Source organism: Kitasatospora sp. P5_F3, from assembly GCF_054049135.1.
Genome location: NZ_JBFUMY010000010.1, coordinates 117,150 through 134,766, shown reverse-complemented (window position 1 = coordinate 134,766; position 17,617 = coordinate 117,150). Strand labels below are relative to the sequence as shown.

Genomic DNA, 17,617 nt, shown 5'->3' with positions numbered 1-17,617 from the left:
GATTCGAGATCACCCTTACGAGTGAAGTGACCCGTTCCACGTTGAGTCGGTCGGCCACCGAAAGTAACTTCGGTGTTGCGAACGGGAGTTACCCCGACCGGGGCTTGTGGGCGCACCGTCGAATTGCACCGGCGGTGCGGTCGGGGTGAATTTCCGGACGTCCGTGAAAACCGATGCTGCGAGAGAGAAGGGGTGTGGAGCAGATGGGGGCGGGCACACCACTGCGCACGGCCGGGGGGACGACGTCGGTCGACGTCGGGCCGGCTGTCGACGGCTCGCTGGCGGAGGTGGCCCGGGCCGCCGTGGCCGGCACCGGGCGCCGGGGAGGCGGCGGTGACTGGGAGTTCACCGCCGAGGCGCTCTGGTGCACGGCCCGGCCGGCCGGGGTGACCACTCCCGAGCAGGGGTGGAAGCTGCACATCAGCGCGGCGGGCGAAGCGGCCTCGGCGGTGCTCGCCGCAGTGGCCGGGGTGATCGCCGGGGACGCCTGTGTGTTCAAGTTCGCCGGCGACCTGGAAAAGCTCCACCAGGTCAATTCCCGGAACAGCGAACGCGGCTCGGCCGGGAAATTCATCACGGTCTATCCGGCGGACGACGAGCAGTTCCGTCGGCTGGCCGCCGAATTACACCTGGCCACGGCCGAATTCCCCGGCCCCTCGGTGCTCTCCGACCGTCCGTACGCCCCCGGCAGCCGGGTGCACTACCGGTACGGGGTCTTCACCCGCCGCGCCGAGCTGGGCAACGACGGGGCCTACCGCTCGATGCTGCACGCGCCGGACGGCACCCGGGTCGAGGACGTCCGGGCCGCGAGCTACCGATGTCCGCCCTGGCTGGTCGACCCCGTCGAGGGGAGGGGGTCGACGACAGCGACCACGGGTGAACGGCGCGCAGGGGGCGTCCTGCTGGGGGGCAGGTACGCGCTGACGGCGGCGGTCCGGCACGGCACCAAGGGCGGGGTCTTCCTCGGGCGGGACACCGAGGGCGGCGGCGACGTGGTGGTGAAACAGGCCCGGGCCCACATCGAGGTGGACCGGTCCGGTACGGACGCCCGGGCGGCGCTGCGGCACGAGGCCGAGCTGCTCGGCCTGCTGGCCGGGGCGGAGCTGGCCCCGGGGGTGATCGACCTGATCGAGCAGGGGGACGCGGTCTACCTGGTCCAGGAGCGGGTGCCCGGGGTGGCGCTCGGGGCGTGGGTGGCGGGGCGGCTACGGCGGGACGGGAGTCCGGACGTGCCGTGGGACGAGGCGCGGGGGGTCGCGCTCGGGCTGGTCTCGCTGGTGGCGCAGGTGCATGCGCGGGGGTTGGTGCTGCGGGATCTGTCGCCGGGGAATGTGATGGTGCGGCCGGACGGGTCGTTGCGGCTGGTCGATCTGGAGCTGGCTGCGGCGGCGGGCGCGACGGTGGGGACGGCCGGGACGCCGGGGTATCGGGCGCCCGAGCAGGAAGTGGCGGTGTGTCAGGCCGGGTTCGCTGCTGATCTGTACGCGCTGGGTGGGCTGTTCTTCCTGTTGGCGACGGGGCACGATCCGTTGCTGCCGCCGGGGGAAAGGTCGTTGGAGGGGTGGCTGGCGGCTGCGGGGCGGGAGGGGGAGACGGCTCGGCGGTTGGGGGCGGTGATCCTTGAACTTCGCTCGGAGGATCCGGAGCGTAGGCAACTTCCGCCCACAGAACCGTTCCTGACCTCTACTCAGGGTGCAACGCCTCCGAGGTTGGCGTCGCAGTTCCCCGAGCCCCTGGTGGTAGATGGCGTGGGTCATTTGGCAGCTTCCGCGACACCGGAGCGGCTGGATCGGTTGTGGCCGACGGTGCCCGGGGGGCAGTTGACCGATCCGTGCAATGTGCAGCACGGGGCCGCCGGGGTGCTGGCGTTCCTGGCTCGGGCCACGGCGGTCGGGCTGCCTGCGGGTGGGACGGCGGCGTTGGCGGCCGGCTGGATCGAGCGGCGGGTGGCGGCCGAGCCGACCGTGTTGCCGGGGCTGCACTTCGGGCGGTCCGGTACCGCCTGGGCGTTGCTCGACGCCGCCGAGGCGCTGGGCGATGGCGCACTGGCCGAACGGGCCGTCAGGCTGGCCCGCGAGGTGCCGATCCGCTGGCCCAATCCCGATGTCTGCCACGGTGCGGCGGGAGCCGGCTTCCTGCAGCTGCGGCTGCACCGCGCGACCGGCGACGACACCTACCTGGACCGGGCGGCCGACTGCGCCGCTACCCTGCTGGCGGCGGCCGAGCGGGAGCCGTACGGGCTGACCTGGCCGGTGCCGAAGGGCTTCGACTCGGTCTTCGCCGGGACCGGCCAGCTCGGCTACGCCCACGGGGTGGCCGGGGTGGGGGCCTTCCTGCTGGCCACCGCCGAGGCGGCCGAGGATCGGCAGGCCCTCGACGGTGCGGCGGAGGCGGTCCGGACGCTGGCCGCGACGGTCCGTCAGGACGGCGCCGGCGCCTGGTGGCCGCAGAGCGCGGGCGACCCGCCGCACGTACGGCTGGCGCACTGGTGCAGCGGGTCCTCCGGAGTGGGCAGCTTCCTGGTCCGGTACTGGCGGGCCACCGGGGACGAGACCGCGTACCGGCTGGCGCTGGCCGCCGGGCAGGCGGTGCTGGACGCCCGCTGGCACAGCGGGGTGAGTGCCTGTCACGGCCTGGCCGGGAACGGCGAGTACCTGCTCGATCTGGCCGTGGCCACCGGCGAACAGCAGTTCCGTACCGGGGCCGAGGAGTTGGCCGCTCTGATCGCGGCCCGCGCGGTGCGGCAGGACGGGCGGCTGGTGCTGCCCGACGAGACCGGGCTGAGCTCCACCCCCGCGTACGGGACGGGCACTTCGGGCCCGCTCGCCTTCCTGCTCCGCCTGCAGTACGGCGGCCCCCGGCTCTGGCTCGACCCGCTGCCGCTCGCCGCCCAACACTGACCGACCACGCCCAGGCCCGACCGACCGACCCCGACCGACCCCGACCCGAGGAGGTGAGCCCGGATGAACACCGCCACCCGCACCACCGCCCAGGCGCTGCGCCGTCTGAGCTTCACCTTCGCCCTCGACGGCTCGCACGCGGCCTGCCTGGCCGCCGGAGCGGACGGCGGCTGGTACGCCGAGAGCTGGCGCCTGCCCGCCGAGGGCCCGGCCGAGCCGACCGCGCTCCCGCTGCCGGGGAACCGCTCGGAGAGCCTGCACTCACAGCTGATCAGCCTGCCGAACGGCCAGGTGCTGGTCTGCCGCCACGACGGGGACCGGCACACCCTGCTGCTGCTCTCCGCACCGACCGCCGAACACCCCACTTTCGAGCAGGAGTTGGCCACCCTCCGGCGTCCCGGCCTGCGACTGCTGGCGATGCCCGGCGGGSACCGGCCGGCCGGTGCCCCGGTCGCGGTCGCGCTCGGCACCGACACCCAGCCGGTGACCACGGTCTGGCTGGTCCCGGCCGACGGCACGGCGCCGATAGAGGTCGCCGAGCTGCCCGGCCTGCACGGTGGCGGGGTCTGGCTGGACCACAGCGGCCGGCTGCTGGCCCTGGACCGGGTGCACCGGGGCAAGGTCCGTACGGTGGTCCTCGATCTCGAACTCGGCCAGGTCACACCACTGTTGGAGATCGGCGAGCAGAGCAGCGACCGGCTGGCGCTGTACGACCCGGACACCCGGTTCGCGATGGTGCGCAGCGATGCCACCGGCACCGACCGGCTCGGCTGGGGTCTGCTCGGCGGACGGGAGCCGCTGCGGTTCCCCGAGTGCCTGCACGTACCCGGCGTCTTCCTCCGACCGATCGCGCTCGACCGGCACTCCGGGGGGCCTGACGGCCGACGGGTGGTCCTGCAGGTCGACCACGGCGTCTCCTCCGCTCTGACGCTCTGGCACCCGGAGCTCAGTCGGCTCACCGCGCTTCCCGTACCGCCCGGGCGACTCGGCGCGGTCGGTCACTGGTCGGCGGCGGGCCTGCGGATGCCGTACTCCGCTCCCGACCACCCCGCCGCGCTGGCCACCATCGATGTGGACGTCCTGGTGGAACGCGGGCAGCCGGCCCACGCGGCGGCCGTACCGCTACCGCTGCAGCTGGCCCCGCTGGGCGGTGGCAGCGACCGTCCTGCGCAGCCGAGTTGGGCCACCGGTGGCCCGGCCGGCTGGCGGCTGGACGGCAGCACCGGCCCCGGTGACGGCGGCCGCTGGCACTCCGCCCAGAGTCTCGAACTGGCCGGTCCCGCCGGGCCGATCGAGGCGGTGGTCTACGGCGGCGACGCCTGGCTGAGCGCTCCGCACCTGGTGCTGGCGCTGCACGGCGGCCCCGCCGACGCCTGGCGGCTGGAGTTCGACCCGGCGCTGCAGCGGATGGCGGCCGAGGGCCTGGCGGTGCTGGCACCCAATCAGCGCGGCTCCACCGGGTACGGGACCGAGCACGCGATGGCCGTCCGGGGTGCCTGGGGTGGTCCCGACCTGGCCGACGTGCTGCACCTGCTGGAGGGTGTGGCGGGCCAGCGGACGGCGCTCGGGCTGGAGCCGCCCGCGCTGTTCGGGGTCAGCTACGGCGCCTTCCTGGCTCTGCTGGCTGCCGCCCATGCGCCGTCCGGGCAGGTCACCCGGTGTGCGGTGGTGGCCCCGTTCCTGTCCGGTGCCCGGCTGCTGGCCGAGGCGGCCGCTCCGGTCCGGGCGCTCACCACCCGGCTGGGCGGCGGCGATCCGATCGACGACCAGCGCGGCCCCCGGGACGTGCTCCAGCTGGCGCACCGGATCGGCACGCCGCTGCTGATCCTGCACGGCGACCGGGACGAGGTGGTGCCGGTCAGTCAGTCCCGGGCGCTACGGCACGAGTTGCTGCGGCTGGGGCGGGCGGAGGGGTCGGACTTCCGCTACGTCGAGGCCGCCGGGGCCGGGCACGAGGTGCTCGCCGAGGAGGGCGCGGCCGTGCTGCACGAGCTGCTGGCCGCCTTCCTGCGCACCGGCCGGCCCACCTAGAGCCTCGCTGAGGCACTCACAGACTTCCCTGGCCCGMCCGGGCCAGGGGCGACGTCACCCGCACGGTGCGGGTGACGGACCATCAAGGGGAGGACCCACCATGGAGAACTTCGAGACCGACCTGGCCGCTCTGCAGGACCTGCCGGAGACCGAGGCCGTCGAGCTGGGCGGACACGGCGGCGGCTGCCAGTTCACCTGTCTGATCCTGACCTGCCTGATCTTCACCATCAGCTAGTAGGTCGGCAGTTCGCACGGCTCCGGCCGTACGTACCCCCACAGGAGGTGGCAGTGCCATGCGCGGCTGGGTGATCGTGCTCTCGGTGGCCGTACCGGTCGAGGCGGCCGCGACCCTCGCGCTGCCCGGCGCGGTGGGCGGCGCGATCGACGGCGGGTCCGCTCTGCCGCTCGCCGCGGTGCTGCTGGTCGGCGCGCTGGCGGGGGCGTTCGCCACGCTGGCCGGCCCTGCGGTGGCCGCCGACACCACGGTCGGCCTGCGGCTGCGCCTGCTCCGCCGGGTGCTGGACCGGGGCCCCGTCCCTGGCGGACCGGCCACCGGTGACCTGACCGCCCGGCTGGTCGGCTCGGCCGCCGACGCCGGTGGCGCACTGCCGTCCCGGATCACCGCCGCCACCGCGCTGCTCACCTCACTGGGGGCCGTGCTCGGCCTGGCGCTGCTCTCGCCCTGGCTGGCCGCCGCGTTCTTCGCCGGGGTGCTGCCCGGGGTGGTGCTGATCCGGCTGTTCCTGCGCGACGCGGCCCAGGCGTTCACCCGCTACCAGCAGGTGCAGTCCGAGCTGGCGACCCGGCTGACCGGCGCACTGGCCGGGCTGCGCAGCATCCACGCCGCCGGGGCCCGGGAGGCCGAGACCACACGGGTGCTGGCCCCGCTCCCCCGGCTCGCCGAGGCCGGGCACGCCCTCTGGCAGACCCAGCGCCGGACGGTCTGGCAGGCCACCCTGCTGGTCGCACTGGTCGAACTGAGCGTGCTGAGCACCACGGGCCTGCAACTCTCGAACGGGACGCTGCGCCCCGGCGAACTGGCCGCTGCAGCCGGCTGGGCCGCGCTCGGTCTTGGCTTCTTCGAGCAGGTCGAGGCGCTGGCCGGGGTGGCGCACGCCCGGGCCGGGCGGGATCGGGTGGCCGAGCTGCTCGCGCTCCCGGCACCACCGCCGGGCGGTCGCGATCTCCCGGCCGGGCCGGGCGAGTTGACCCTGATCGGGGTGAGTGTCGAGGGCCTGCTCGGCCCGCTGGACCTCACCGTCCCGGGCGGCCGGACGGTCGCGCTGGTCGGCCGGTCCGGCTCCGGCAAGTCGCTGCTCGCCGCCGTCGCGGGCGGGCTCCGCGCTCCCGACCGCGGACTGGTCCTGGTCGACGGCGTTCCGCTCGCCGAACTCACCCCCGAGCAGCGGCGACTGGCCGTCGGGTACGCCTTCGAGCGCCCGGTGCTGGTCGGCGCCACCGTGGGCGAGGCGCTGGAGGGTGCGGACGCCACGCAGACCCGGGCGGCCCGGGCCGACGGCTTCCTGGCCCGGCTGCCGCTCGGCGAGCGCACTCCGACCGCCGAACTCCGACTGTCCGGCGGCGAGTTGCAGCGACTCGGGCTGGCCAGACTGCTCGCCCAGCGGCCCCGGGTAATGATCCTGGACGACGCCACCTCCAGCCTGGACCTGGCCACCGAGCACCAGGTGACCGAGGCCCTGGCCCGCGCCACCGCGGGCCGGACCAGGCTGGTGGTCGCCCACCGCCCGGGTGCCGCCGCCCGCGCCGACCTGGTCGCCTGGCTGGACGGCGGCCGGCTGCGCGCGCTGGCCCCGCACGCCACCCTGGTCAAGGAGCCGGACTACCGCGCCGCGCTGGCTGCCGTCTCCGCCCCCGCTCCCGTCCCCGCCCCGAGGAGCGCCTCGTGACCCGCTCGCCCGGCTGGATCCTGCTATGGGACCAACTCGCCACCACCAGGCCCGCCTTGGTCCGGGTGCTGGTCTGGTCGGCGGTGGAGGCGCTGCCCTCGCTGCTCTCCGGCCTGCTGATCGCCGCCGCCACCGACCGGGGCTTCCTGGCCGGCCGCCCCGCCGTCGGCTTCGCCTGGCTGGCCGCCTTCGCCGCCGCCGTCGGGGTCCGCGCGTACGCGGCCCGGGCCGTCTTCCCGTACGTGGCGGCGGTGGTGGAGCCCCTGCGGGACGCACTGGTCCGCCGGGTGGTGCGCAGCGCCCTGGGCCGGGCCGAACCGACCGGCGACGGCCCCGCCGAGGTCGCCAGGCTGACCGAACAGGTGGAGTCCGCCCGGCAGTTGACGGCCACCCTGCTGCGTACGCTGCGCAGCGTGGGCATCACCGTACTGGCGGCCGTGCTCGGCCTCGCCGTGCTCGCCCCGGTCACCCTGCCGCTGGTGCTGCCGCCACTGCTGCTCGGCGGTCTGCTGTTCGCCCGGCTGCTCGGCCCGCTGGTGGACCGTCAGCGCGCGGTGGTGCTGGCCGACGAACGGGTGGCCGCCGAGGCGGGGCTCGCCTTCGCGGGAGTCCGGGACATCACCGCCTGCGGGGCGCAGGCCCGGGTGGAGCATTCGGTGGGTGCCGCCGTACTGGCCCAGGGCGCGGCGGTCCGCGCGCTCGGCCGGGCCGCCGCGCTCCGCACCCTCACGGTGGCGGTCGGCGGCCGGCTGCCGCTGCTGCTGGTGGTCGCGGCCGCACCCTGGCTGGTCGACCACCAGCAGCTGACCACTGGTCAGCTGCTCGGTGTGGCCGCCTACTTGGTGCAGCAGCTCGAGCCGGCCGTCCGCAGCCTGGCGGGCATGGTCGGCAGCTGGCTGCTGGAGCTCGCCGTGGTGCTCGACCGGCTGGCCTCGCTGCCCGACCCGCCCGACCCGCCCGACCGGCCGGCCTCGGGGCAGGAGCCCCCCTCGGGCGGGCAAGTCCGGGTGCACGGGCTGCACCACACCCACGGCGCGGCCGCCGAGCCCGTGTTCAGCGCCCTCGACCTGGCCCTGGCGCCGGGCGAACACCTCGCCGTGGTCGGCCCGAGCGGTGCGGGCAAGTCCACCCTGGCCGCCCTGCTGGCCGGGCTGGCCCCGCCCCAGCAGGGCACCGTGACCGTCGGCGGAACCGCCCCGCACACCCTGCCGGACCAGGCCAGAGCCGGGCTGGTGGCACTGCTCCCGCAGGAGGCGTACCTGTTCACCGGCACCGTCGGGGAGAACCTGCGCTGGCTCCGCCCGGACGCCACCGACCGTCAACTCACCGAGACTGCCGAGCTGTTGGGCGCTTCGGAGCTGCTGGATCAGCTCGGCGGCCCGGCGGCCGAGCTACCCGACCCGGCCACGCTCTCGGCCGGGGAGCGCCAACTGCTCGCCCTGGTCCGGACCTATCTCTCCCCCGCGCCCGTGGTGGTGCTGGACGAGGCGACCTGCCATCTGGACGCCCAGGCCGAGGCGGTGGCCGAGGCCGCCTTCGCCGCCCGCCCCGGCACGCTGGTGGTGATCGCCCACCGGATCGGCTCCGCCCTGCGGGCCGACCGGGTACTCCTGCTCGACGCGGGCCGGGGGCTGACCGCCCGTCACGGCGACCTCCAGGTGCTCTCCCCGCTCTACCGCGAGCTGGTCGGCCACTGGCTCGCCGCGACACTGCCGCAGCCGGACGGACTGTCAATCGTGCCCGGGCCGTGATCGTGTCAAGGGGTAAGCGCACGAATCGCTGGATATGGTGACTCGCGTATCCCTTGAGAATCGCACCCTCGCACGGAGAAGTAACGACATGTCCGAGACCCGCACCGACACCACCCGGCACGACGGCACCGGCCCCGCCTCCGACACGGACCGGTCCGAGAGCGCCCTGCACGGCCGCCACCGGGGCGACACCGCCCCCGACGACCGGCCGGACGCGGACCCGCACGGCCGTCACCGCCGCTGAGCAGTCCGTCGGCTGACGGTCCGGCACCCGCGGGCAGCGGGTGTACCGGACCGTCAGCCGTCAGCCCAGCGAGATGACGGTGCGCAGCGCCTCGCCGCTGCGCATCTGGGCGATCGCCTCGTTCACCTCGGCCAGCCCGACCCGGTGGGTGATCATGCCCGCCAGGTCCAGCCGCCCGGCCCGCCAGAGCTCGATCGCCCGGGCGGTGGTCCGCCGGACGTCCCCGCCGCCGTACATCGAGGGCAGCAGGCGCTTCTCGTTGAAGAACAGCTCGCCCATGCTGAACTGCACCAGGTCGTCCTGCGCACCGGCGCCGATCACCACCACCGCACCACCGCGCCGGGCCGCGTCGTACGCCGCCCGTACGGTGGCCGAGCGGCCGACCGCCTCGAAGACGTAGTCGTAGCCGCCGCCCTCCACGCTCTTCGCCGCACCCTTCAGCCCCTCCGGGGCGACCGCGTCGGTGGCGCCGAAGCCGAGCGCCCGGGTCCGGCGGGACTCCACCGGGTCGACCACGGTGATCCGGGCCGCACCGCAGATCCGGGCGCCCTGGACGGCCGCGATGCCGACCCCGCCCGCACCGATCACGGCGACCGAACTGCCGGGCTCCACCCGGGCGGTGTTGATCGCCGCGCCGAGGCCGGTGGTCACCCCGCAGCCGATCAGCGCGGCGAGCTCGTACGGCATGTCGGCGGGCAGCACGATCACGCTGTCGGCGGGCACCACCAGCTCCTCGGCGAAGGTGCCGGTGCTGTAGAACCCGAAGACGTCGGTCCCGTCGGTCCCGCCCTGCCGGAAGCCGGCCGAGCCGAGCCGGCGCAGGCTGGCGACGCAGAGCTGGCCCTGACCACGGCGGCAGTGCGGGCAGCTGCCGCAGGGCGGCATCCAGCAGAGCACCACCCGGTCGCCGACCGCGACACCGGTGACGCCCTCGCCGGTCTCGACCACGTCGCCGGCACCCTCGTGGCCGGGCACGAACGGCGCGGGCTGCGGCAGCACGCCGCTCATCGCGGACAGGTCCGAGTGGCACAGGCTGGCGGCCCGGAGCCGGACCCGGACCTTGCCGGGACCGAAGCCGACCGCCTCGACGTCGTCGCGGACCTCGAGTGTGTCCTGGCCGATCTCGTGCAGGATCGCTGCGCGCATGTGGCTTGCTCCCGGGGTTCGCCTGTGGATCGGAGCAGCCTACTGAACCACTCCGCGGGCCTTCATCTAGAACGGGTTCCAGAAACGCGTCCAGATATACCCCATCCCCCGGCCTGCGGGAACCCCTCCTACCGTCCAGTAGGGTCCAGAGACAGACCGGCCCCGCGAACAGGAGCAGCACGATGACGGACGCCCGCCCGGCCCCCGGGGTGCTCACGGCCTTCGAGTCGGCAACCGGCTTCATGCCGGTGGACGAGGGTCTCGCCCTGTACGCCGCCGCGCACCGGGCCGCCACCGCCACCGGCCTGCCGCTGCTGGAGATCGGCAGCTACTGCGGACGCTCGGCGATCCTGCTGGCCGACGCGGCCCGGGCCACCGGGACGGTCGCCCTGACGGTGGATCACCACCGCGGCTCCGAGGAGCAGCAGCCCGGCTGGGAGTACCACGACCCGGAGCTGGTCGACCCGGCGGTCGGGCTGATGGACACCCTGCCGACCTTCCGCCGCACCCTCTTCCAGGCAGGTCTGGAGGACCACGTGGTCGCCCTGGTCGGCCGCTCGCCACAGATCGCCGCCGTCTGGGGCGGGCAGCTGGCGTTGGTCTTCATCGACGGTGGCCACACCGACGAGCACGCCACCGGCGACTACCAGGGCTGGGCCCCGCACCTGGCCGAGCAGGGCCTGCTGGTGATCCACGACGTCTTCCCCGACCCCGCCGACGGCGGCCAGGCCCCGTACCGGGTCTACCTGCGCGCGCTCGCCGAGGGCTTCGAAGAGGTCTCGGTCACCGGCTCGCTGCGGGTGCTGCGCCGCCGCTGAGGGCTGCCGCCCGGCCGACACCCGAAGATCGTCATGGTCCTGCGGGCACCTTCCGGGATGCTCTAACGTCATCCCACGTGCCGGGTCGACCGGGTGGCCGCCGTTGGTGCGCCCGGAAACTGCCGGTACGGTGTCGCCGAACGACCGGGCGACGTGAACCCAGGACGCACCACACCACAGCGGGGGCGAGGCCAGGCATGACCGAGCAGGACAACACCGCACCCGCGGTGTGGGACCCGACCGCGCGCGGGGGCGCCGGTGGCTGGGTCCGCCCGGCGCCCGCACCGCAGCCGGCCGCACCACAGCCGGCCCGCGACGACCAGCACACCGAGATCTTCCCGCTCGCCCCGCCACAGGCCCCGCAGGCGTACCCGCCGCAGGCCCAGCAGGGGTACCCGCAGCCGCCCCAGCCCGGCGCCGTCGGCGACCACGGCCCGCCGCTCGGCGCCCGCCCGTACCTCCCGCAGCCCGGCCCGGCCGCCCCGCCGCCACCGCCGTTCGGCGGCCCCCCGGCTCCGCCCTCCGGGTACGGATTCCCGCCGCCCGCCCCGGTCGGCGGCTTCCCCGGCGCACAGCCGCCCCAGCCGCCGCTGCCGCATCAGCAGCCCGGCGCGTTCCCCGGCCCGCAGCCGACCGGCGCCTTCCCGGGTCAGCAGCCGCAGCCGACCGGCACCTTCCCCGGCTACCAGCCGCCCGCCCCGCAGCGGCCGTACCCCGAGTACGAGGACGTCCCCGAACACGAGCCGCGCCGCCGGGTCCCGCTGCTGGTCGCGATCGGCGTGGTGCTGGTCGTGGTGGTCGGCGTCGGGGTGGCCTGGGCGGTCCGCAACGGTGACGAACCGTCGAACCAGGCCACGACCGGAGCCACCGCCTCCCCCTCCGGCGCACCGCAGCCGGCTCCGACCCAGAGCACCCCGGCCGCCCCGCCCTCGGGCGGCAACTCGCCCTCCCCGTCCGCCGGTTCGTCGAACGGACCGCAGGCGGAGGCCCAGGCCAAGGCGCTGGACGCGCTGCTGGCCCGGGGCGAGGACGCCAAGGCACCGATCGGCAACGCGGTGGCGAAGGTGAACAGCTGCCCGGGCAAGGCCGAGATCACCGGCGCCGTCGAGGTCTTCGAGACCGGGGCGACCCAGCGCGACCAACTGGTGGCCGACCTGGCCAAGCTGGACTTCGGCGACCTGCCCGCCGGTGTCGAGGCGGTCGCGCTGCTGAAAACCGCCTGGCAGACCTCCGGCGACGTCGACCGGGCCTACGCGGCCTGGGCCCGTAACGTCGGCAGTCAGGGCTGCAGCAACGGCAGCGCCCCCGGCGGCGCCGACCTGAAGCGGGCCAACGAGCTCAACCCGCAGGCGACCCAGGCGAAGAAGGACTTCGTGGCGAAGTGGAACTCACTGGCCAACACCTTCGGCCTGACGGCCCGTACCTGGGACAGGATCTGAACCACCCGTGACCGGCACCATCGACCGGCGCCCCGGCGCCCCGCGTCGCTCCCCGCTGCTCCGTCTGTCCGCGCTGGCCTGCGCCGCCCTGCCGCTCTGCGCAGTGAGCTGCGCGGGGCCGGGATCCTCCGGCGCGGACGCCGCTGCGCGCCCGGCCGCCGCCTCCTCGGCGGAGGAGCTGCCGGTACTGCCCAGCTTCTGGCCCACCGCGGCGCCGTCCACCTCTGCCACGCCGTCCGCCACCCCCGGGAGCGCCGCCGCCGCACGCCCCCTGACGGGCCGTACGGTGCTGCTGGACGCCGGGCACAACCCCGGCAACGGCAAGCACACCACCGAGATCAACCGCCAGGTGGACATCGGCAACGGCCGCAAGGAGTGCGACACCACCGGCACCTCGACCAATGCGGGCTACAGCGAGGCCGAGTACTCGCTGGACGTCTCCCGGCGGGCCCGCACCGTACTGGAGGAGCGCGGCGCCAAGGTGCTGTTCACCCAGGACGGCGACCGCCCGTGGGGGCCGTGCATCGACGAGCGGGCCGGGATCGGCAACGAGGGCAAGGTGGACGCTGCGGTCTCCGTGCACGGTGACGGAGCGCCGGCCAACAGCCAGGGGTTCCACGTGATCATGCCGGCCCAGGTGAAGGCCGGAAAGGCGGACACCGGCGCGATCGTCGCCCCGTCCCGCCGGCTCGGTCTGCTGCTGCGCGAGCACTTCAAGGCGGCCACCGGCGAACCGTACGCCGACTACATCGGTGAACAGGGTCTGGACACTCGCAGCGACCTCGGTGGCCTCAACCTTTCCAAGGTGCCGAAGGTGTTCATCGAGTGCGGCAACATGCGAAACTCGGGCGATGCCAAGCGGATGACGGACCCTCAGTGGCGCCAGCAGGCCGCCCAGGGCATTGCAGACGCGCTGACCGCCTACCTCACCACAGCCGCGAACTGACCGGGGGCCGAACACGGGTGATTTGCCACGACACTCCCCGTTTCGGGAGCCCGCCGTGCAGGACCGAACCGCTTGGCCCTAGGCTTTTGCACCGTCCGAACCACACTGCCGTCCACGACATACACCGACGAGGGGAACGTTAGTGAATCTGCGCGCTCTCACCAGGGGAGACGCCGCCGTCGCAGGTGCGGCCGTCCTGCTGTTCATCTCTTCCTTCCTGCCGTACGTCTCCTTCGAGTACTGCATCACCTCGAAGGCCTGCAGCTCCAGCTCGCAGAGCGCCTGGTCCACCGCGCTCTTCCCGGTGCTGCCCTCGGTCTACCTGCTCGGCCTGATCGCCGCGGCCCTGATCCTGCTGCACCGCTTCCAGGGCGAGGCCGTCGCCGGTCGCCTGGTGCTCGGCCTGCGGCTCGACCAGTGGGGCGTCGCACTGGCCGTCGCCGCGCTCTGGTCCGGCCTCTGGGCGCTGGCCGGCGGTGGCAGCGCCACCGGCTACGGCCACGGCTTCGGTGCCTACCTGGGCGTGCTCGCCCTGCTGGTGCTGGCCGGTGCTTCCGCGGCCGGTCCGCTGGTGCCCGCGCTCAAGGCTCCGCTGCTGACCGACAAGCCCCCGGTCACCCAGGCCCCGTACGCCGGCGCCCCGGTCGGCGGCTTCCAGCCCGCCCCCGGCCAGCCCGGTCAGTACGGCTACCCGGCCGACCAGGGCCTGGGCCAGGCCCAGCCCGCCCAGGGCGGCCTGCCCGGCTACGCCACCCCGCCGGAGCAGCAGCACGGTTACGGCTACCCGACGCCGGGTCAGGCCGTCGGCCAGCCCGCCCCCGCGCACCAGGAGCCGACCCAGGTCCAGCCCGCCGTCGCGATGCCGGGCCCGGCCGCTCCGGCCGCGGACTTCGCGCCGTTCTGGTTCGCCGTCCCGTCCCCGCGTCAGCTCGCGCCCAGGGACAACCCGGTCGGCCCGCCGGTCGGCGAACTGGTGCCCGGCACCTGGTACCTGGCGGTCGAGCAGCGCGGCAACTCGCTGGCCCGGGGACATCACGTCCCCGGGCCCTCTTCCGTACGCTCGGCTCCCGTACGCTCAGCAGCAGTCGCTGACGACCAGTCCGGCCGGCAGCTGCTCCCCGCCGAAGACCGACACCGTCGCGTGGTCGCCGCCCAGCGCCGCCACCGCGAGCAGCAGTGCCCCGGCCGTCCAGGTGGTGCGCTCCTCGGGCCAGATCGCGTCGTCCTCGAAGACGTACCCGGTCCAGTACGAGCCGTCCTGGTGCCGCAGGTGCTGGATCCAGCGCAGGATCTCCACCGCGCGGTCGGACTGGCCCACCGCCCAGAGTGCGAGCGCCAGTTCGGCGCTCTCCCCACCGGTCACCCAGGGCCGGTCACTGACGCAGCGCACGCCCAGGCCCGGCACCACGAAGCGGTCCCAGTCGCGTTCGATCCGGGCCACCGCCTCGGGGCCGCGCAGTGCGGTGCCGAGCACGGGGTAGTACCAGTCCATCGAGTAGCGGTCCTTGTCGAGGAACCGCTCCGGGTGGTGGGCGATCGCGTGCCGGAGCCGCCCGGCCGCCAACTCCCAGTCCGGCTGCGGCTCTTCGAGGTAGTCCGCGATGGCGAGACCGCACCGCAGGGCGTGCAGGATGCTGGACGAGCCGGTCAGCAGCGCCTCCTGCGGCGCGCTGCCGTCCTCGTCCTGCCGCCAGGCGATCGGGCCGCCCGGCAGCCGCAGACCCACCGTGAAGTCCAGCGCCCGGCGGACCGTCGGCCAGATCCAGTCCAGGAAGGCGTCGTCGCCCGAGGAGAGGTGGTGGTGCCAGACGCCGACCGCCAGGTAGGCGCAGAAGTTGGTCTCCTTGGCGCGGTTGGTCACCTCGCCGTCCACATACGCCGCGTACCAGGAGCCGTCGGCGTTCTGATTGGCCGCCAACCAGCGGTAGGCCGCCTCGGCGGCCGCGTGCTCGCCCGCCGTGTCCAGGGCCATCGCGGCCTCGGTGTGGTCCCAGGGGTCGAGGTGGCCGCCGGCGAACCACGGGATGGCGCCGTCGGGCTGCTGGTCGGCCAGGATCGACTGCACCGTGTCGGCGGCCTGACGGGCGTCCAGCACCCCGTCCAGCAGCAGCGCCTCCGGGATGGCGGCCGTCATGAGCCTGCCCGCCTGGGCTTGCTGGCGTACACCACGAAGCTCTTGCCGAGCACCGGGTTGAGCGCCTTCTCGGCCGCCTTGGTGATCCTGGAGATCACCGGGGTGCCGACGATGTCCCAGACCAGCAGCTGGTGGTAGGCGCGGACCGGCAGCGCCTTGTCGTTGTTGACGCCGACCGCGCACTTGATCCACCAGTACGGCGAGTGCAGCGCGTGCGCGTGGTGCTCGCCGTACGGCTCCAGGCCGGACTCGCGGACCTTCTCGACCAGCTCGTCGCCCTTGTAGATCCGGATGTGGCCGCCCTCGACCTCGTGGTACTCGTCGGAGAGCGCCCAGCAGATCTTCTCCGGCAGGTAGCGCGGCACGGTGACGGCCAGCAGGCCGCCCGGCTTGAGCACCCGGACCATCTCGGCCAGCACGCCCTTGTCGTCCGGGATGTGCTCCATCACCTCGGAGATGATGATCTTGTCGAAGGTGTCGTCGTCGAACGGCAGGTTGAGCGCGTCACCCTCCATCGCGACCGCCGAGGCGCCGGCCGGGGCCTCCCCGGCCTGCTCCATCGCGGCGAACCACCGGCGCACCTCGGCGATCTCCTCGCCGTTCTGGTCCAGGGCGACCACGTTCGCGCCACGCCGGTAACACTCGAAGGCGTGCCGGCCCCCGCCACAGCCCAGGTCGAGCACCCGGTCGCCAGGGGCGAGCGGGAAGCGGGAGAAATCGACGGTCAGCACTGCGGGGCTCCCATTCGTTGGTACTCGGCAAAAAAGTTGACCGGCCGTCAGACCGGTCAGGCGACGTAGCGCCAGCCCGCGCCGGCCCGGGCCCGCTGCCCGGCCCCGGTGGCGATCGCCGCCCGGTAGCGGTCCACGGTCAGTTCGGCGGCCCGCTGCCAGGTGAACCGGGCGAGCACCCGCTCCCGGCCGGCCGCACCGAGCTCGGTCCGCAGCTCGGGGTCGTCCAGCAGCCGGCCGAGCGCGGCGGCCAGCGCACCGGCGTCGCCGGGCGGCACCGCCAGGCAGGTCTCGCCGTCCGGGCCCGCCACCTCGGGGATCGCGCCGCCGGTGGTGGCGACCAGCGGGGTGCCGGTGGCCATCGCCTCGGCGGCAGGCAGCGAGAAGCCCTCGTACAGCGAGGGCACGCAGGCCACCTCGGCGGAGCGGTACAGGTCCACCAGCTCCTGGTCGGTCAGCCCGGTACGGAACTCGATCCAGCGCTCCAGCCCGAACCGGCGGACCGCCTCGGCCACCGGACCCTCGCCCCGCTGCGGCTTGCCGACCACCACCAGGTGCGCGTCCCGCTCGGTGCGCAGCTTGGCCAGCGCCTCGACCAGGTGCACAAGACCCTTGAGCGGTACGTCCGCGCTGGAGGTGGTGACGATCCGTCCGGGTACCTGGGCGATCTCTGCCGAGGGCGACCAGAGCCGGGTGTCGGCGCCGATCGGGACCACCGCGATGTTGCCGGGCGGGGTGCCGAGCTGCTCGGCGATCTCGGTCTTCGAGCTGCCGGAGACGGTGATCACGTGCTCCAGCCGGGCGGCCACCCGGCGCTGCATCCGGGTGAAGGCGTACCAGCGGCGCAGCGAGATCCGCTTCAGCCGGGTCGGCGCGGCGGCCAGCTCCAGTCGGCGGTCCACGGTGATCGGGTGGTGCACCGTGGTGACCAGCGGGAAGCCGTGCCGCTCCAGGCCGAGCAGGCCGTAGCCGAGGGTCTGGTTGTCGTGCACCACGTCGTAGCGGCCCTTGTGCGCGGCCAGGTACTGCCGGGCCCGGAGCGAGAAGGTGAGCGGCTCGGGGAAGCCGCCGGTCCGCATCCCGGCCACCTCGAGCACGTCCACCAGGCCCCGGTACTCGGTGAGCGCCGGGGTGCGGAACGGGTCGTCGGCGCGGTACAGGTCCAGGCTGGGCAGCTCCACCAGCCGGACACTGCCGGGCCCCTCGACCGGGTCGAGCACCGGGAAGGGCTGGGCCCCGATCACGTCCACGTGGTGCCCGAGCCCGGCCAGCTCACGGGACAGGTGCCGGACGTAGACGCCCTGGCCGCCGCAGTACGGGTCGCCCCGGTAGGACAGCAGGGCGATCCGCAGCGGTCGCGGCGGCAGCGCGGTCATCCGGGGCTCCTGTCCCCTACTCCCCGGCCTGCGCGGCGGCGGGAAAGTAGATCACGTTTCATGATGGTGGAGCTCGTCATTGGGCTGATCGAACAATGAGAGACCTTGACGATACCGGCCCGCACCCGAGGGCGGCAGTTCGCCCCCGGGGATTGCTACTGACGGGTACGTCAGTACCGGAGGCATCCATTCTG

14 protein-coding genes are annotated in these 17,617 nt (G+C 74.3%); 9 read left to right on the top strand and 5 right to left on the bottom strand.

From position 1 onward, the window contains the following. The first annotated feature begins 203 nt into the window (after positions 1-203). From lanL to ACXJMZ_RS08685, 6 genes are all read left to right on the top strand, one after another. A complete protein-coding gene (gene lanL / locus ACXJMZ_RS08710) occupies positions 204-2,900 on the top strand; it encodes a class IV lanthionine synthetase LanL (RefSeq protein WP_457029520.1) in 2,697 nt (898 codons plus the stop codon). A 63-nt stretch (positions 2,901-2,963) separates the two neighbouring features. Further along, entirely contained in the window at positions 2,964-4,931 is a 1,968-nt protein-coding gene (locus ACXJMZ_RS08705) for an alpha/beta hydrolase family protein (protein ID WP_457029394.1), read from the top strand. Positions 4,932-5,031: 100 nt separating this feature from the next. Beyond that, entirely contained in the window at positions 5,032-5,166 is a 135-nt protein-coding gene (locus ACXJMZ_RS08700; RefSeq protein ID WP_200948492.1) for a VenA family class IV lanthipeptide, read from the top strand. Positions 5,167-5,224: 58 nt separating this feature from the next. Continuing rightward, on the top strand, positions 5,225-6,838 hold the full coding sequence (locus tag ACXJMZ_RS08695) for an ATP-binding cassette domain-containing protein (protein ID WP_457029393.1): 1,614 nt from the start codon (positions 5,225-5,227) through the stop codon (positions 6,836-6,838). Next, positions 6,835-8,589 carry an ATP-binding cassette domain-containing protein gene (locus ACXJMZ_RS08690; protein WP_457029392.1) on the top strand — a complete coding sequence of 585 codons (1,755 nt, stop codon included), beginning with the start codon at positions 6,835-6,837 and terminating at the stop codon, positions 8,587-8,589. The genes ACXJMZ_RS08695 and ACXJMZ_RS08690 overlap by 4 nt, the downstream gene beginning before the upstream one ends. Before the next feature lie 88 nt (positions 8,590-8,677). After that, the gene (locus ACXJMZ_RS08685; protein ID WP_457029391.1) at positions 8,678-8,833 is read left to right on the top strand and encodes a hypothetical protein; all 156 of its coding nucleotides are present in this window, start codon (positions 8,678-8,680) and stop codon (positions 8,831-8,833) included. A 60-nt stretch (positions 8,834-8,893) separates the two neighbouring features. Here ACXJMZ_RS08685 and ACXJMZ_RS08680 read toward each other — a convergent pair whose 3' ends face one another. Beyond that, complete coding sequence (locus ACXJMZ_RS08680) at positions 8,894-9,979, bottom strand: Zn-dependent alcohol dehydrogenase (protein ID WP_457029390.1); 1,086 nt, start codon at positions 9,977-9,979, stop codon at positions 8,894-8,896. Between the two features lie 182 nt (positions 9,980-10,161). Between ACXJMZ_RS08680 and ACXJMZ_RS08675 the strand changes: the two genes are divergently transcribed. From ACXJMZ_RS08675 to ACXJMZ_RS08665, 3 genes are all read left to right on the top strand, one after another. Then, positions 10,162-10,797: a class I SAM-dependent methyltransferase gene (locus ACXJMZ_RS08675; RefSeq protein WP_457029389.1), complete on the top strand. Its 636-nt coding sequence runs from the start codon at positions 10,162-10,164 to the stop codon at positions 10,795-10,797. A gap of 197 nt (positions 10,798-10,994) precedes the next feature. Beyond that, on the top strand, positions 10,995-12,236 hold the full coding sequence (locus tag ACXJMZ_RS08670; protein WP_457029388.1) for a hypothetical protein: 1,242 nt from the start codon (positions 10,995-10,997) through the stop codon (positions 12,234-12,236). A gap of 7 nt (positions 12,237-12,243) precedes the next feature. After that, positions 12,244-13,182: an N-acetylmuramoyl-L-alanine amidase gene (locus tag ACXJMZ_RS08665; RefSeq protein WP_457029387.1), complete on the top strand. Its 939-nt coding sequence runs from the start codon at positions 12,244-12,246 to the stop codon at positions 13,180-13,182. 139 nt (positions 13,183-13,321) lie between these two features. Here ACXJMZ_RS08665 and ACXJMZ_RS08660 read toward each other — a convergent pair whose 3' ends face one another. The 4 genes from ACXJMZ_RS08660 to ACXJMZ_RS08645 are packed head-to-tail and all read right to left on the bottom strand — an operon-like array spanning position 13,322 to position 17,423. Continuing rightward, complete coding sequence (locus ACXJMZ_RS08660) at positions 13,322-14,215, bottom strand: hypothetical protein (RefSeq protein ID WP_457029386.1); 894 nt, start codon at positions 14,213-14,215, stop codon at positions 13,322-13,324. A 42-nt stretch (positions 14,216-14,257) separates the two neighbouring features. Then, the gene (locus ACXJMZ_RS08655; RefSeq protein ID WP_457029385.1) at positions 14,258-15,316 is read right to left on the bottom strand and encodes a prenyltransferase; all 1,059 of its coding nucleotides are present in this window, start codon (positions 15,314-15,316) and stop codon (positions 14,258-14,260) included. Next, the gene (locus ACXJMZ_RS08650; protein WP_457029384.1) at positions 15,313-16,047 is read right to left on the bottom strand and encodes a class I SAM-dependent methyltransferase; all 735 of its coding nucleotides are present in this window, start codon (positions 16,045-16,047) and stop codon (positions 15,313-15,315) included. The genes ACXJMZ_RS08655 and ACXJMZ_RS08650 overlap by 4 nt, the downstream gene beginning before the upstream one ends. A 56-nt stretch (positions 16,048-16,103) precedes the next feature. Beyond that, positions 16,104-17,423, bottom strand: coding sequence for a glycosyltransferase family 4 protein (locus tag ACXJMZ_RS08645; protein WP_457029383.1), 1,320 nt, complete (start codon positions 17,421-17,423; stop codon positions 16,104-16,106). Between the last annotated feature and the right edge of the window lie 194 nt (positions 17,424-17,617).

Coding starts and splice junctions, on each gene's coding strand:
- ACXJMZ_RS08645 (WP_457029383.1), bottom strand. CDS start 17,423: ATGACCGCGCTGCCGCCGCGACCGCTGCGGATCGCCCTGCTGTCCTAC.
- ACXJMZ_RS08700 (WP_200948492.1), top strand. CDS start 5,032: ATGGAGAACTTCGAGACCGACCTGGCCGCTCTGCAGGACCTGCCGGAG.
- ACXJMZ_RS08655 (WP_457029385.1), bottom strand. CDS start 15,316: ATGACGGCCGCCATCCCGGAGGCGCTGCTGCTGGACGGGGTGCTGGAC.
- ACXJMZ_RS08685 (WP_457029391.1), top strand. CDS start 8,678: ATGTCCGAGACCCGCACCGACACCACCCGGCACGACGGCACCGGCCCC.
- ACXJMZ_RS08680 (WP_457029390.1), bottom strand. CDS start 9,979: ATGCGCGCAGCGATCCTGCACGAGATCGGCCAGGACACACTCGAGGTC.
- ACXJMZ_RS08670 (WP_457029388.1), top strand. CDS start 10,995: ATGACCGAGCAGGACAACACCGCACCCGCGGTGTGGGACCCGACCGCG.
- ACXJMZ_RS08660 (WP_457029386.1), bottom strand. CDS start 14,215: ATGTCCCCGGGCCAGCGAGTTGCCGCGCTGCTCGACCGCCAGGTACCA.
- lanL (WP_457029520.1), top strand. CDS start 204: ATGGGGGCGGGCACACCACTGCGCACGGCCGGGGGGACGACGTCGGTC.
- ACXJMZ_RS08675 (WP_457029389.1), top strand. CDS start 10,162: ATGACGGACGCCCGCCCGGCCCCCGGGGTGCTCACGGCCTTCGAGTCG.
- ACXJMZ_RS08695 (WP_457029393.1), top strand. CDS start 5,225: ATGCGCGGCTGGGTGATCGTGCTCTCGGTGGCCGTACCGGTCGAGGCG.